We start from the raw sequence: 14,822 nt of genomic DNA on the forward strand, positions 1-14,822 counted from the left end.
TTACTTCACATAATCGTTTACAACAGCTATGATTCTATTAACTTCTTCATCAGTGAGCCACATGTGTAGCGGAAGTGTAATGAGATGTTTGCTGACTTCATGAGCACGGGGGCAAGTTCCCTTAGCATATAGATACATGCTATACTCTGTATTGTCACGGTAATGTACGCCACCATAGATATCATTTTCAGCTAGTTTACCTAAAAGTCCTTCACGATCAGGTACAATAAGTTCGTAAATATGGAAAGAGCATTCATCGGCATGAGGAGCTTTCACTATCTGAATCTTCGCATTGTTTTCAAATGCCTTGCTGTACATCTCCACAATTTCACGACGACGTGCATTATCCCTATCAAGATATTTAAGTTGAACTAATGCGATAGCAGCCATTATAGCATTGCCATTGTATTTATAACCCACATAGTCCACATCATATTTCCAAGCATAGGTCCCTTTGTTTGAACGAGCATAGGTATCTTTATTAATACCCAACCAAGCAAGCTGACGTGCTAGTTTATCGTCTTTTTCATTTGCAAAGCATATCATACCACTATCACCCGTAGGAAGGTTCTTCACAGCCTGATAAGAATAAACCGTAACATCTACGCCATCCCAAGTACCTGGAGTTACACCATTAATTCGTGTGCCTGACATGTGAGCAGCATCAAGAATTAGTTTCAGATCATGCTTTTTACATATCTCTATGATCTTATCAAGTTTTCCTACGCGTCCACCATAACCTACAAAAATAATAGCTTTGGTTTTATCACTTATTTTCTTCTCAACATCTATAGGATCAAGGCAAAGATACTCATCTACATCAGCAAATGTAACATGCATATTTTCGTACATAACTGCGTGATTGGTCGATACAAAGGTGATAGGAGTTGAGATAATTTCATCACCATCTTGCCATCCATTCTGCATTTTAAGAATTTTCACAGCAAGATGAAGACCTACTGTGTTGGAGTTAAGATAATATGCATATTTATGACCGGTGTAATCTTTCCAGGCTTCTTCGAACTGAACGGTTTTAAAGCCCATGCCTGTCCAACCTTGCTCAAGGCATTCCTTTACCGCCTCGAGACATTCTTCAATCTCAAACTTTGGTTTCAATACTTGAATTGACATAATCTTGGATTTAATTTTAATTGGTAACGTCCTATTATAAACGTTAGCTATAATCGAATTTTAAACATCTTATTTTGAATACTAAATAGATTATTTCCCAATACAATAATAGGTAAAGTCTATTTCTAGCAATTCCTTTTTATCATAAATATTCCGTCCATCTATCACGACAGCACTTTTCATTGTTTTTTTTATCACTCCCCAACTTGGCATACGGAACTCTTTCCATTCTGTAACCAACATTAAAGCATCCGAATCCAATACAGAATCATACATATCTGTAGCATAAAAGACCTTCTCTCCGACTCGACGTCTACATTCATCCATCGCAATTGGATCATAAACTTTCACTGTCGCACCCGCGGCAAGCAACTTTTGAATCAATACCAGAGAAGGAGCCTCACGCATATCATCTGTTTCAGGTTTAAAAGCCAACCCCCATAAAGTGATTTGTTTACCTTGTATATCTCCATTGTAGTGTTTCAACAACTTCTCAAAAAGAATACTCTTTTGTCTTTCATTTACTTCTTCTACAGATTTCAAAACATACATAGAATAACCATTTTTCTCAGCTGTTTTAATCAAAGCTTTCACATCCTTCGGAAAACAAGAACCACCGTAACCGCAACCGGGATACAAGAACTTACTACCAATACGACTATCTGCTCCAATACCTTTACGAACCATATTCACATCTGCTCCTACTAGTTCACAAAGGTTGGCTATGTCATTCATAAAACTGATACGGGTAGCTAACATTGAGTTTGCAGCATATTTGATCATCTCGGCACTAGGAATATCCGTAAAAATCAACCGGTAATTATTCATCATAAAAGGTTTGTACAAACGCTCCATTATTTCTTTAGCTCTTTCAGATTCAATACCAACCACTATACGATCGGGTTTCATGAAATCATCAACAGCATCTCCTTCTTTCAAAAATTCAGGATTAGAAGCCACATCAAAATCAATCAGAACATTACGTTTGTCAAGTTCTTCTTGAATAACCGACTTTACTTTTTGAGCAGTACCAACAGGAACTGTGCTTTTAGTTACTACCAAAACGTACTTATTTATATTGCGACCTATAGTACGAGCCACTTCCAGTACATACTTCAAATCAGCACTACCATCCTCATCAGGAGGAGTACCTACTGCACTAAATATAACTTCTACTTCATCCAGGCATTCTTTCAAATCAGTAGCAAACTTTAAACGTCCAGCACTGTAATTACGATGCACCATGTCTTCCAAACCCGGTTCATAAATTGGGATGATACCTTTCTTCAGATTTTCTATTTTACACTTCTGAATATCTACACAAGTGACATCTATACCCATCTCTGAAAAACAACTACCAGTAACTAAACCTACATAACCGGTACCTACTATTGCTATTTTCATAACATCACGTTTACTTACAGTTATAATTGATAGAAAGAACGATACCAATCTATCGTATTCCGAACTCCTTCTATTATTGATTTATTGGGTTTAAATCCCAATTCTCTTTCCAAAGCTGTAGTATCTGCGTTTGTTTGATAAACATCCCCCGGTTGCATCGGAAAATAAATTTTATCAGCAGGATGTCCAATAGCTTTTTCTATGGCTTCAATAAAGTCCATTAATTTCACCGGATGAGAATTACCGATATTATATATTTTATATGGAGCTTTAGAAGAACTTGGTTCAGGATTCTGATCATTCCAATTCAAATTAGGTTCAGGGACATGATCTATCACCCGAAGAACTCCCTCAACAATATCATCAATATAAGTAAAATCACGCAGCATATCACCATTATTGAAAACCTTTATTGGGCGGTTATTCAGTATCGCACTAGCAAAAAGAAAAGGAGACATATCTGGACGCCCCCAAGGACCATAAACAGTAAAAAAGCGTAATCCCGTAGTAGGAATAGCATACAAATGACTATATGTGTGAGCCATAAGTTCATTAGACTTCTTTGTAGCAGCGTAAAGACTGACAGGATGTGCAACACTATCATTCTCTGAAAAAGGAACTTTTCCATTCAAACCATAAACACTACTCGAACTAGCATAAATCAAATGTTTCACTCTATAATGTCGACACCCCTCCAATACATTTAAAAAACCATCTATATTACTTTCCACATAAGCATACGGATTTTCGATGGAATATCTTACACCTGCCTGTGCAGCAAGATTCACAACCTTATCAAACCGCTCATTAGCAAAAAGCATTTGCATTGCCTGTTTATCTTCAAGATTCATACGGATAAATCGGAATTTTTCATAAACATTGCTTTCTACAAACAAATACCAATTTACAGCATTTTCTTCTATTCCTAAAGTAAGTAAACGACCATATTTTAAATTAATATCATAATAAGAATTGATATTATCTAACCCTACGACTTCATCTCCTCGAGAAAGCAAATACTTACAAACATAAGAGCCAATAAAGCCAGCAGCTCCTGTAACAAGAATTTTCATACATCCAATATTTCAAATCGTGAATTCCTAGAAATAAATTCCGGTACTATTCTCTTCATCAAAGCAACCGTATCCATTATTTCTACATTTCTAGCTAAAATTTCAAAATCAGCATATGATTCTAATATGTCATTATACTCATATCGACGAACTTTAGCTATTTTTATTTTTTTATTACTAGTAGGCAGAGTATTTTCTTCCGTACTCAAAAGTTCTTCATATAACTTTTCTCCTGGTCGTAAACCTGTATATTCAATCTTGATATCTTCATCTAGACGGTAGCCTGCTAATTCAATCATACGAGTAGCTAAATCTACAATCTTCACAGGCTCCCCCATCTCAAAGACAAAGATTTCATTCCCCTCTCCCATCATACCGGCTTCCATCACTAAACGACAAGCCTCCGGAATAGTCATAAAGTACCGAATAATATCTGGATGAGTAACAGTCACAGGACCACCATTCTCAATTTGTTCTTTAAAACGAGGAATCACAGAACCATTACTGCCTAAAACATTTCCAAAACGAGTTGTGATAAATTTTGTCTTTCCTTTGGCTTTTCCTTCTTTTATAGCAGTTCCCAAACTCTGAACATAGATTTCAGCAAGACGTTTGGAAGCTCCCATTACATTCGTGGGATTTACGGCCTTATCTGTTGAAATCATGATCATTTTCTCCGCCCCATACTCCACTGCCATATCTGCCACTTGACGAGAACCGATTACATTGACATAGACAGCTTCACAAGGATTTTCCTCCATTAAAGGTACATGTTTATAAGCCGCAGCATGGAATACTATTTGTGGATGATATTGCTCGAAAACCATGCGTACACGTTGTTTAACCCGCACGTCGCCAATAACAGGTATAAAATCAATATTAGGATAATTTTTCTCAAATTCAAGGCGAACATTATGAAGGGGAGTTTCACCCGAATCAAATAGAATCAGTTTACGAACACCAATCTGAGCCAGTTGTCTACAAAGCTCACTTCCAATACTTCCAGCTGCTCCTGTTACCAATATAATCTTATCACAATATTCGGAAGCTATCTCCTGCATATTGATCTTTATCTCTTCACGTCCCAGCAAATCTTCTATACGTATGGGCCGGACAAACTGATGGAAGAATCCGTTCACATCTGCTTCACTGATAGAAGGAGCAATTAATGTTTTCACTCCACTACTTTTACAGTATTCAAGTAATCTGTTTTCTTCTTCCCTTATTGATTCATAGCGCGCAAAAAGGATACCTTGAATGTGATGTTTCTTTATTAAAATATTAAAACTGACTTTGTCACTAAATGAATAAACTCGTGAATCTACAAGTATCCTGCGACTATTATCTGGACTATAAATACAAAATCCTGCTATTTTATAATGAGAGCTATTGCGGAGACGAGTCTTAAGAGCCACACTTTTATCATCCGTTCCATAAATAAAAACTTTCATATCTGTTTTGCGGACAATGCCAATCAATGATTCATACATCACTATGACGATGATACGAATGCCAATCAAAGATATCAAAGTTAACATCCCATCTGAAATTACAAATACTAAATTCTGACTACCAAACAATTTATCCTCTTTCAAAAAGAAAAAAACATAAATAGCCAAACATGTCGCTTTAAACAGAACGCTACAAATAACCCGCCATAAATCCTTTATTTCTGAATAACGAATTGTATTCCGAAATGTATTAAATAATAGATCTCCAATTATACTTGCTCCCAAAGCCAGCGCGATCACTTGAACTAGTTGAATGATATCCCATCCCGTGCCTGTTACATAGTGAATACCAATAAAGGTAAGTAACGTACATAAGCCGGCTATAAGCGTATCTACTCCTAGAATTATCCAGCAGCTAAAAAAATTCCGGCTAGTATATTGAAGGAACTTTTCCAATGATTTTTTCATAATAATATATTTGTTTCCCCTTTACCCCCTATACAAGTTCTTTCCTTATCTTATCCAAATAATCTTTACCAAATAGCAACCACCCGGCTGTAGCTACAACAGACAGAAATAAGAAAATGATTAAATACGATTTCTTTCCCATACCGGAAGGATATCGTGGAACGACTGCCGGTTCTACCACCGCAAATACGGGTTTTTCTTCTTGAACTTTCGCTCTTGCGACCTGTAACTGATTAGCTACTTGACTATATACCTGGTAGGCTAAGCTCATGTCATTTTGCAAACGTTCCTGCTCAGTACGAACACTCTGAAGAATCAGATTATCGTGTGTATCTACATAATCGGCATATTTTTTTTGAGCATCATAATATTCATCCTGACGCTCTTTAAATAACTTCTCCAAATAAACACAGTCATCTTTAGCTTTTGAAGTACGATAACCTATGATGTATTCTTGTAATTTGCGAACAACTGAATCGGCTACTACTGCTGCTACTTTAGGTTCTTGTAAAGTTACTGAGACATTAGTAATAGCTGTTTTCTTATCCACATTAGCAATAATTTTCTTCTTAAGAGCATCTATCTTTTTGCTTTCTTTTTCAGTAAGTTCAATAGTTCCATGACTTGCTTCATTAGAATTATCATTTTCATCTGTAAATAGAGATTTCACACCATTAATTACCAATCCAGGTATACCTATTATATAATTCCACCAAGGAGAAGATTGACTGTCTAAATACGTTTCTAAAGTTAACATATCACCTTTATCAGTAGGAACATTCACATCCATAAGTTCTAAAAGAAAAGGAGTAGATGAAACAATATCTGATGAAAGAGAAGCGTTTAATGCATCAGTACCATCTCCAATTGTTGCGCCGCTTCCCAAAAATGAGGCTGCAAGTCCGGCAATCCCATTAGTGCCTTTGGAATTTCCCATTTCAGGTGACAAAGTCACTTTGACTGTATATTGTTTAGGAATACTAAATGCTACTATAATCCCCATAATCAATCCTATTCCGGCAGCTTTATATAATGTCTTGCGGATGCTTATTATCTTACGCAGAATATCCATCAAATCGATTTCCATCTCATCATTTAATAATTTATCCTGTTCTGAAGAGACATTTCTATTTAGTTGTTGTTCTGACATAAAAGTAAATTCTATTATTTCTTTATAAGATTAGCAATAGAAGCAATCATCATACCCAAAGAACTGAAGGAAGTAGCATAACCTAAAATATTAGCTATGTTCCCTTTCTTCTTAGCCTTACCAGGCACAATAATCTCACACCCCGGCTCAATCTGTTTCTTACCGCTACCCTTAACCTTCGTCACCTGACCATTCATGTAAACAATGAACTTCTTACTCTTCCTTGCATTATCAGAATAGCCACCGGCCTGATTCAGGTAATAATCCACATTCTTTCCCTTCATATAAGAAACCGTATTCGGAACCATAACAGCACCATTGATAGTTACAGTATTAGTATTCTTAGGTATAAAGACCACATCACCTTCACGTAGGACAAGGTCGGCACTACCCTTAGGATTAGTCAAAGCCTTCTCCAGATCAATACCTACCGTAAAGGTATCCTCAACACCAATACCCAAAGAGTCAATCATGGCCTCACCCAATTGCCTGCTCATCAGGCGAATCACATCACCCATACGTTTCTTCTCACCGGCACTTGCCACGCGGGTCAGCTTTGCACCACGGAGATAGGCAAGACTCGTAGGACCACCCGCTTTATTCACCAGATCGGAAAGACGTTCCTCACGGCTGGTCATGGCGTAATTTCCTCCGAAAAGGATTTCACCATCAATGACTACATTCTGTTGTGCCTGATAACCAGGACTGCGACGGACATAAACTTCGTCATAAGGCTGAAGGATAAAACCGGGCTGACCGTCGATGACAAAACCATCCTTTAAAGAGAAGGTATACATCTGACCGATCGTATCATTATCCGCGGTACTACGGGGATTCTTGATTCGTCTCGACACATCAATGCGGACAGTGGAGGCGGCTTCTTTCAAGCCACCGGCCTGGATGATCAGATCCTCAAGTGTCATGTTATCAGCATAGGGATAGGAATCCGGTTGGGCGACCTCACCATGAACTGTGACATTGCCACGATCTTCCAGATCGTGAATGCTCGGAATGTAAAGGATGTCATTCTTCATCAGGGCGAGGTTCGGGGAAGTACCGTTCATGATAGACTTGATGTCTATCTGAACAACTTCACTGGTCAAATCCTCACGCTGGCGATAAAGGACGGCACGATTCAGGAAAGCGTCACCGGTCAGACCCTGAGCTTCATGGACAAGTTCGCGGATCGTATTCAGTTTACCGCTGAGCTGGTAGATACCGGGACGATAGACAGCGCCACGGATTTCCAGTTTGTTTGTGAAGCGGTTAAGGATGGCTTCGGCTGTTACGACGTCACCGTTACGCATTGTGTAGATGCTGTAGTCCATATCCTTGACTGTGTTGACTTCATATTCCTCACCATTCTGACGGACAACACGTAATGAACGGGTGTAGGCGTCAGCTTCAAAGCCGCCGGCATATTTGATTAAAGTGGCAAGGTTCTCGTCTTTCTTCATTTCGAAACGCATAGGACGTTTTACCTTGCCGCTGATCTTTACCAAGACATCGTAAGCGGGGACGATAACCACGTCACCTTCCTGAAGGCGGATGTCATCCTGTGTGTTGCCTTTCATGATGAATTCGTAGACGTCGATGGTGGCGATATTCTTTCCGTTGCGTACCAACTGAACGTTTCGAAGGCTGCCGATATCACTCACACCGCCTGCACGGTAAAGCGCGTGGAAGACGGTAGAGAAGGAAGAAAGGGCGTAGGTACCCGGCTGCACGACCTCTCCCATCACGTTGATCTGGATAGTACGGATATTACCCAAAGTCAGACGGATGTCGGAAGTAGGGTCGGTAGTATTGTTCAGACCGTTATAGATCTTATTCAGGGCGCCCTTCAGATAGTCGTTGGCGGCGGAGACGGTCATACCGCTAAGGTTGACAGGCCCGATCTTCTGAATATTGATGGTACCTTCAGGAGAGATCTGCTGGCGGATCGTGTTCTGGCTGGCACCCCAGATATCGATGATGACTTCATCACCGGGACCCAGGCGGTAGTTGGCAGGAGTGGCAAGGTTGACACTCGGCTCGAACGTCAGGTTGCGGGTATTGAAGATATTGCGCCCGAAAACCTGGTCCTCACGGGCCAAATCTTCCGTAGTCGGATGATCTTCCAGCATGTCGGAAGTATTCTCCTTAGTCTCTTCACGAAGGCGGGACTCGTTGATATCCGTACCCGTGGATTGGGAGGTGTTTACATTGTTCTGCTGCTCATAGAGCTGCTTCACACGCATAGCCTGTTCCTTGGTCACACCTTTACGCGCAAGCTCGGAAGCAAGCTGTTTCTGTTCCTTGCCTTGCCGGATACCGTCCTTTACATATTCCAGTACCTGTGAGTCACTCATGGACTGGGCCATAAGCGAGCCACTTCCCAGCATAGAACAAAAAAGTAGAATGCTAAAAAGTCGTTGTATTTTCATTGACAAATAAAAAAGTTAGTTGGTTTCACACAGTTCCTGCATACCGTGACAGACCGCAGACAACTGTTGTTTAAGAAGAGAAGGGGGAAGAACATCAAGGAGGGTCAGAGAACGCTGCAAGACAGACCGTTTTCTATCCTCGTCTTCCGGATTGGCGTACATCGACACATTATATCCCTGAAGGATGGCCAAACACAGGGTAGCATCCTGTTCCGGTGTCTTCCCCCGTTGTGAATATAAATCATTTATCTTTTCGTGGATGGATTGTTGTAATGCAGAAAGGTTATCGGCGTATACATACCCATTTTTATCACCGATGTGAAGTAAATGATCTGCCAGATGTTGCAGTTCATCAATATTTTCTTGTAGTAAAAAACTCACCATACCCCTTTTATTCACTTAATGCTTGTTTCACTTATATTTAAACCCTTATTTCTCCAGAGGCTCTACACACCCTACTGGTATATCTACAAAAGCACATCCCAACATAGTTAGCCGGACTGCTACTTTCGATTTTCCATTTACTGTAACCAATTCTCCTTGAAGTCCGGATAATGGCCCTTTGATAACCTTAATCTTGGTTCCAGGTGACAAGGGAGTCGTACTCATATTAATCGCCTCGTCCGAATAGTCTAGCATAAATTTAAAGCGGTGCATCTGTTCATCCGGAATGACAGCAGGAGTACTTTCTCCACGCAATACCATATATCGGCTGATAGAGCCCAATGTCAAAACTTCTTTCTGTTCATACATATCGACATGCACAAATATCATCATCGGAAGAAGAACACGCTCGACTACCTTTCGACGATCACTCCATTGATGCACTTCTTGCTGAACAGGAAGGAAGTTTTCAATACCCATTTTAGATAGTCGCTCACTCGTTTTCTTCTCATGAGAAATACGTACTAAAGCCACCAACCAACGTTTAGGGTGCGCTACGCTCCTGCCAGTCACATCTGCCGGCAGAACTTCTTGAATGTCTTTTTTACTAAAAATCATCTATTTACCCCACACTTATTCGTTATTCTTTAACAAACAGAAACGAATAACGGTGCAAAGATGACCATATTTACCAATATACGCAAATAAAAAACAATAATATTTTCGTTAAACGACCATAATTAGAGGTAAGTATCTATTTATTTCATTTTCCACACCTATTTATTATACCATTTACGAACAATGAAATATTCGACATTTTCATTACCCAGCCCCCAAAAAAGAATTAAAAACTCCACCTCTATCAGAAGATTTTACCATAAAAAGAAAAAAATAACTATTCTGAGAAAAAAAATAAAGAAAGGATGCAGTATTCTATAAACTGCTGCATTTAACTTATAAACGGGAGAAAAAAAGAATCAAACCTATATATCATATTAAGACCTGAAACCTGAACTTGACAAGTGGGGAGAAATTAGAGAGAGAGAGTATTTTACAAACGTCCCCAAAAACGAGAACCCCTGCCGACTGTAGAAGCCGGCAGGGGTTTATTTTTACTACTAAGGAGTCCGAAAAGAAAGTAAGACGTTATTCTTTCCAAGCACCTCCGCTTATTTACAATATTTCTTTATAAGTTCATCCACATTCGGATCACCCAGCTCTTTCGCTTTATTGAAGTTTCCGCAAGCTTCGTCCGTCTTCTTCAACTGTATCTGACAAAGGCCCAACAACCGGTATGCTTCCCCATATTTCGGCTCGTCTTTCAGAATTTCATTCAGTATCTTCATGGATTCTTCGTAGCGTCCTACACGCAGATTAACCACTGCATGTTCTGCCCGATAAGTCAGATCTTTGGGACTCAATTCAATCGCTTTCACGATATCATCCAATGCACGCTGATATTGGCGGGCTTTCAACGCAGCCTGCTCACGATAATAATAGAAAAGGTCATTGACCTGTCCGTTCACAGCCTTATAATAAGCATCATAATCGAGCATTGCATTTCTTGCCTGATCGTTATTCATATACATCTGTGCACGTTCCAGCAGATAAGGGGCAAAATTTGCCGTGACAGGCTGCGGACAACGAGCAATGCAACTGTCCATCAATGCCAACACTTCTTTGGCATCTGCCTTCAGCAATTCTTTCGTCTTGGCGGCACTAAAGAATGAGGCTGCTGAAGCCAGATTGCTGGCATTCACCTTCTCATAAGCGGCCAAAGCACCTGCATAGTCCTGCTGTGCAAAAAGTATATCTCCTTCCAACTGCGTATAAACGGGCAAAGGATCGATAGCCATCGCCTGACGGAGATTCTTCAAAGCCGTATCATACGTCCAGTCTTTATAAGTCGTTTCTGGTTTCGAGAGCTGATAACCGTATATCAGCTTGGCGATATTATAATACACATCATCCTTTTTAGCCGCCACCTTCAAGGCTTGATTAAAGTCGGCTACAGCCTTGTCAAAATAAGACTGGTCATCCTTACCTTTTGCTACGTAATAGTTGGCACGACGGATATATCCATCGGTACTGCTGGGGAACTGGCGAATGAAATCGTCCAGCAATTTCTCATATTCATCAGCCGACATCTGCGTGGAAGCCATAAACAGATACACCAATGCCTGATCCTCCGCTTCGGGCAATCCTTTCCGGATACCGATATTCTTCAGAGCAACGTCTCCCAAAGACAGAGCACTAATCTTCTGCGACATTGCAAAAGCTGCCCCTGCCGCATAACAAGTCGTTACCGTATCCGCACCGGAGGACTTCTGTGAAATACCGAACACCTGGCCTTCCGCATTCATCACCGGGCAACTCACCATCTTGTCTTTCATCTGCATACTCAAGGTATAGTAATGATATTCTCCGGCAATTTTCGATACATCCTTCACTTTACCCGAAACACAGGCAATGCTCTTCTGCGTAGAATAAGGAAGCATCCATGCGTCAGCGCCTGCAGCCGGAGCAGTAGTCGCCACTACCAGTGACGGCACTTTCTTCTCGGTGATGGCCACACGAAACTTGATCACATCGTACATATCATCTGCTCCCAAAATCAGGCTGACCGGCATTTGCTTGCCTTCGGCTGTGACAATCACCGCACGCTCAGCCCCTTTGAAAAGACTGTAGTCAGAAAGAGCCAGTCCGTCTTCGGATACGAAAAATCCGTTTCCGGTATTCAGCATCTTGTCATTCTTATCATAAGTTATTACTGAGAAAACAGCACGTTTCGCCTTCTCCACCCATTTCGGGGTTTGCGCCAGACCGCTCTGTACCAAGAGGAAAAGCGCTAAAGGTAAGATTAAAAGTTTCTTCATATCAGTCGTTGTTTCTTTGTTTCACAGCTTCATAAATCAAAATACCGGCAGCTACGGAAACATTCAGAGATTCGATGGTTCCCAGCATCGGTATCTTCACCCATTCGTCACAGAGAGCCAGATGATCATATGATACACCGGTGTCCTCCGCTCCCATGATGATACACATCGGTCCCGTATAATCGGCTTTCGTATAGTCATAATCTCCTTTCTCGGTAGCAGCAACGATACGGAAACCGCTGTCCTTAAGATACTGCAAAGTCGCACGCAGATTCTGTTCGCGGCAGACAGGCAATGTATGCAACGCACCTGCGGAAGTCTTCATGGCATCGGCATTCACCGATACGCTGCCACGCGCAGGAATAATCACCGCATCCACCGCAGCACATTCACAGGTACGGGCTATCGCACCGAAGTTACGCACATCCGTTATGCCATCCAGCATCACAAAAAACGGATTCTTGCCTTGCTCGAATAAGAAAGGAACGAGGTCTTCCGTCTTCTGATAGGTCACAGAGGAAATGAAGGCGACCACACCCTGATGATTCTTCCGTGTGATGCGGTTGATACGTTCCACCGGCACACGCTGAACAGGAATCAGCAATCCTTTCAATGCTGCGAAAAGCTCTTTGGAAAGATCACTTTGAATGTCTTTCTTAACGAGGATCTTATCAATCTCTTTTCCAGCCTGAATGGCCTCTATGACGGCACGGACGCCGAAAATCATTTCACTTTTATCGGTCATTGTAATTTTGAATTATAAATTTTGAATTATGTATTATGAAGTACGGGCCAACAGGGCCTTCGCATTGCTGAGAGCAGCCTCGGTCAATGTGGCTCCGCTCAGCATGTGAGCGATCTCCTCTACCCGTTCTTCATCGGTGAGACGGCGGATATGGCTGTTCGTTTCCGTATCGCTGTCCTTCTTATATACCTTATAATGAGCGCGCCCGCGAGCTGCGATCTGAGGCAGATGTGTGATACTGATCACCTGACGGTTACAGTCCCCCATTTCCTGCATCATATCCGCCATACGGTCGGCTATTTCACCGGAAACTCCGGTATCGATCTCATCAAATACAATTGTAGGCAATTTCACCGCACCGGCGATCATCGCTTTGATAGAAAGCATCACACGCGCGATTTCACCTCCGGAAGCAACGGAAGATATGCTTTGCAACGTTCCGTTCTTGTTGGCGGAGAACAGGAAGTTGACAGTATCCTCCCCCTGTATGCCCGGTTCTTTCTTCAATCCCATCTCCACTTGGAAGCGGACGTTGGGCATACCCAGCGGGACCAGCCGTTCAGCCAGTTGTTTCTCCACTTCACGGGCGGCTGCCGCACGGGCTTTTGTCAGCACGGCAGCTTGCTTCTTCACCCGTTCATACTGGGCTTCCTTGCGGGCAGTCAGTTCGGCTATGCGATCATCATAAGAGGTAATCTCGGACAACTTACTGCGATATTGGTCTGCCAAGGCCATCAATTCTTCAAGTGTCTGTACCCGATGCTTCTGTTGCAGGGAGTAAATCAAATTCAGACGATCGTTCACTTCGTCCAGACGGGTAGGATTAAACTCGATGGATTCTCCCTGCGCTGAGACTTCCTGCGAAATATCTTTCAGTTCGATGTAGGCACTTTCCATGCGGTCGCTCAGTTCTCCGGCAGGCTGATACACCTTTTTCAGATTATTCAGCGTATTCAGATTATCTTTCAGGAAAGAAAGCAGTCCGCCTTCGTCCGAGAAAAAAGACTGTTCGATGCGGTAAAGCCCCGCTTTGATCTCCTCGGCATGACTCAGAGTTTCCGCCTCCTGCTCCAGTTCACTCTGCTCCCCTTCCACCAGATGAGCTTCCTCCAGTTGTTCCAGCTGGAAACGAAGATAGTCCTCATCCGTCCGGCTTTGCTCGGCAAGTGCCGTCAGCTCGGACAGTTCACGGTCGAGCTGCCTCCATTCGTTATACAGTGAATGATACTTCTCCAGCGCATCATCGTTATGAGCCAGAATATCGAGCACATTCAACTGAAAACCTTCTTTATTGAGCAAGAGGTTCTGATGCTGTGAATGTACATCGATCAGCTGTTCGCCCAGTTCCTTCACCTGTGCCAGCGAAGCAGGCGTATCATTAATGAATGCACGGCTTTTGCCGGACGCCTGCACTTCGCGCCGCAGGATACATTCCTCGTCGTCGTATTCCAGTTCGTTCTCTTCAAAAAACGGGCGCATACCGTAAGCCGAGATATCAAAACGTGCTTCGATAATACATTTAGAAGCTCCACGACGAATCGCTTTCACATCGGCACGCTGTCCGAGCAGCAGACCGATGGCTCCCAGAATAATCGATTTTCCGGCCCCCGTCTCGCCTGTGATGACCGAGAAGCCTGTTTCAAAACCGATATCCAGTTTTTCTATCAATGCGTAATTCTGAATATAAAGTGAACGTAACACCTTCTGTAAATTA

At 41.8% G+C, this 14,822-nt stretch carries 11 protein-coding genes; all 11 read right to left on the reverse strand.

All coding sequences use genetic code 11. The features are described 5' to 3' along the window. The 11 genes from NBH01_RS10035 to recN all read right to left on the reverse strand — a co-directional run bounded on the left by NBH01_RS10035 (nucleotide 1) and on the right by recN (nucleotide 14,809). Nucleotides 1-1,131 (reverse strand): DegT/DnrJ/EryC1/StrS family aminotransferase, encoded by a 1,131-nt coding sequence (locus NBH01_RS10035; RefSeq protein WP_234141613.1) that lies wholly within the window; start codon nucleotides 1,129-1,131, stop codon nucleotides 1-3. 90 nt (nucleotides 1,132-1,221) lie between these two features. After that, nucleotides 1,222-2,535 carry a UDP-glucose dehydrogenase family protein gene (locus NBH01_RS10040; protein ID WP_151879447.1) on the reverse strand — a complete coding sequence of 438 codons (1,314 nt, stop codon included), beginning with the start codon at nucleotides 2,533-2,535 and terminating at the stop codon, nucleotides 1,222-1,224. Nucleotides 2,536-2,555: 20 nt separating this feature from the next. After that, on the reverse strand, nucleotides 2,556-3,608 hold the full coding sequence (locus NBH01_RS10045) for an NAD-dependent epimerase (RefSeq protein WP_008764928.1): 1,053 nt from the start codon (nucleotides 3,606-3,608) through the stop codon (nucleotides 2,556-2,558). Then, on the reverse strand, nucleotides 3,605-5,527 hold the full coding sequence (locus NBH01_RS10050) for a polysaccharide biosynthesis protein (RefSeq protein ID WP_008764927.1): 1,923 nt from the start codon (nucleotides 5,525-5,527) through the stop codon (nucleotides 3,605-3,607). Before NBH01_RS10050 ends, NBH01_RS10045 begins: the two co-directional genes overlap by 4 nt. A gap of 28 nt (nucleotides 5,528-5,555) precedes the next feature. Then, the gene (locus NBH01_RS10055) at nucleotides 5,556-6,677 is read right to left on the reverse strand and encodes a GumC domain-containing protein (RefSeq protein WP_008764926.1); all 1,122 of its coding nucleotides are present in this window, start codon (nucleotides 6,675-6,677) and stop codon (nucleotides 5,556-5,558) included. 14 nt (nucleotides 6,678-6,691) lie between these two features. After that, nucleotides 6,692-9,103 (reverse strand): SLBB domain-containing protein, encoded by a 2,412-nt coding sequence (locus NBH01_RS10060; protein ID WP_192938733.1) that lies wholly within the window; start codon nucleotides 9,101-9,103, stop codon nucleotides 6,692-6,694. Nucleotides 9,104-9,118: 15 nt separating this feature from the next. After that, nucleotides 9,119-9,487 carry a UpxZ family transcription anti-terminator antagonist gene (locus tag NBH01_RS10065; protein ID WP_151879444.1) on the reverse strand — a complete coding sequence of 123 codons (369 nt, stop codon included), beginning with the start codon at nucleotides 9,485-9,487 and terminating at the stop codon, nucleotides 9,119-9,121. A gap of 45 nt (nucleotides 9,488-9,532) precedes the next feature. Then, nucleotides 9,533-10,105: a UpxY family transcription antiterminator gene (locus NBH01_RS10070; protein WP_008764923.1), complete on the reverse strand. Its 573-nt coding sequence runs from the start codon at nucleotides 10,103-10,105 to the stop codon at nucleotides 9,533-9,535. Between the two features lie 551 nt (nucleotides 10,106-10,656). Continuing rightward, nucleotides 10,657-12,363 (reverse strand): serine protease, encoded by a 1,707-nt coding sequence (locus NBH01_RS10075; protein ID WP_008764922.1) that lies wholly within the window; start codon nucleotides 12,361-12,363, stop codon nucleotides 10,657-10,659. 1 nt (nucleotide 12,364) lies between these two features. After that, the gene (rlmB, locus tag NBH01_RS10080; RefSeq protein ID WP_008762416.1) at nucleotides 12,365-13,108 is read right to left on the reverse strand and encodes a 23S rRNA (guanosine(2251)-2'-O)-methyltransferase RlmB; all 744 of its coding nucleotides are present in this window, start codon (nucleotides 13,106-13,108) and stop codon (nucleotides 12,365-12,367) included. A 33-nt stretch (nucleotides 13,109-13,141) separates the two neighbouring features. After that, complete coding sequence (gene recN / locus NBH01_RS10085) at nucleotides 13,142-14,809, reverse strand: DNA repair protein RecN (RefSeq protein WP_008764921.1); 1,668 nt, start codon at nucleotides 14,807-14,809, stop codon at nucleotides 13,142-13,144. Between the last annotated feature and the right edge of the window lie 13 nt (nucleotides 14,810-14,822).

The organism is Bacteroides sp. B1-V-101, assembly GCF_023656585.1.
GTDB lineage: Bacteria > Bacteroidota > Bacteroidia > Bacteroidales > Bacteroidaceae > Bacteroides > Bacteroides thetaiotaomicron.

Excerpts from the sequence above, each read along its gene's own strand:
- NBH01_RS10050 (WP_008764927.1), bottom strand. The coding sequence starts at position 5,527 with ATGAAAAAATCATTGGAAAAGTTCCTTCAATATACTAGCCGGAATTTT.
- NBH01_RS10070 (WP_008764923.1), bottom strand. The coding sequence starts at position 10,105 with ATGATTTTTAGTAAAAAAGACATTCAAGAAGTTCTGCCGGCAGATGTG.
- NBH01_RS10065 (WP_151879444.1), bottom strand. The coding sequence starts at position 9,487 with ATGGTGAGTTTTTTACTACAAGAAAATATTGATGAACTGCAACATCTG.
- NBH01_RS10055 (WP_008764926.1), bottom strand. The coding sequence starts at position 6,677 with ATGTCAGAACAACAACTAAATAGAAATGTCTCTTCAGAACAGGATAAA.
- NBH01_RS10045 (WP_008764928.1), bottom strand. The coding sequence starts at position 3,608 with ATGAAAATTCTTGTTACAGGAGCTGCTGGCTTTATTGGCTCTTATGTT.
- NBH01_RS10075 (WP_008764922.1), bottom strand. The coding sequence starts at position 12,363 with ATGAAGAAACTTTTAATCTTACCTTTAGCGCTTTTCCTCTTGGTACAG.
- NBH01_RS10040 (WP_151879447.1), bottom strand. The coding sequence starts at position 2,535 with ATGAAAATAGCAATAGTAGGTACCGGTTATGTAGGTTTAGTTACTGGT.
- NBH01_RS10060 (WP_192938733.1), bottom strand. The coding sequence starts at position 9,103 with ATGAAAATACAACGACTTTTTAGCATTCTACTTTTTTGTTCTATGCTG.
- rlmB (WP_008762416.1), bottom strand. The coding sequence starts at position 13,108 with ATGACCGATAAAAGTGAAATGATTTTCGGCGTCCGTGCCGTCATAGAG.
- NBH01_RS10035 (WP_234141613.1), bottom strand. The coding sequence starts at position 1,131 with ATGTCAATTCAAGTATTGAAACCAAAGTTTGAGATTGAAGAATGTCTC.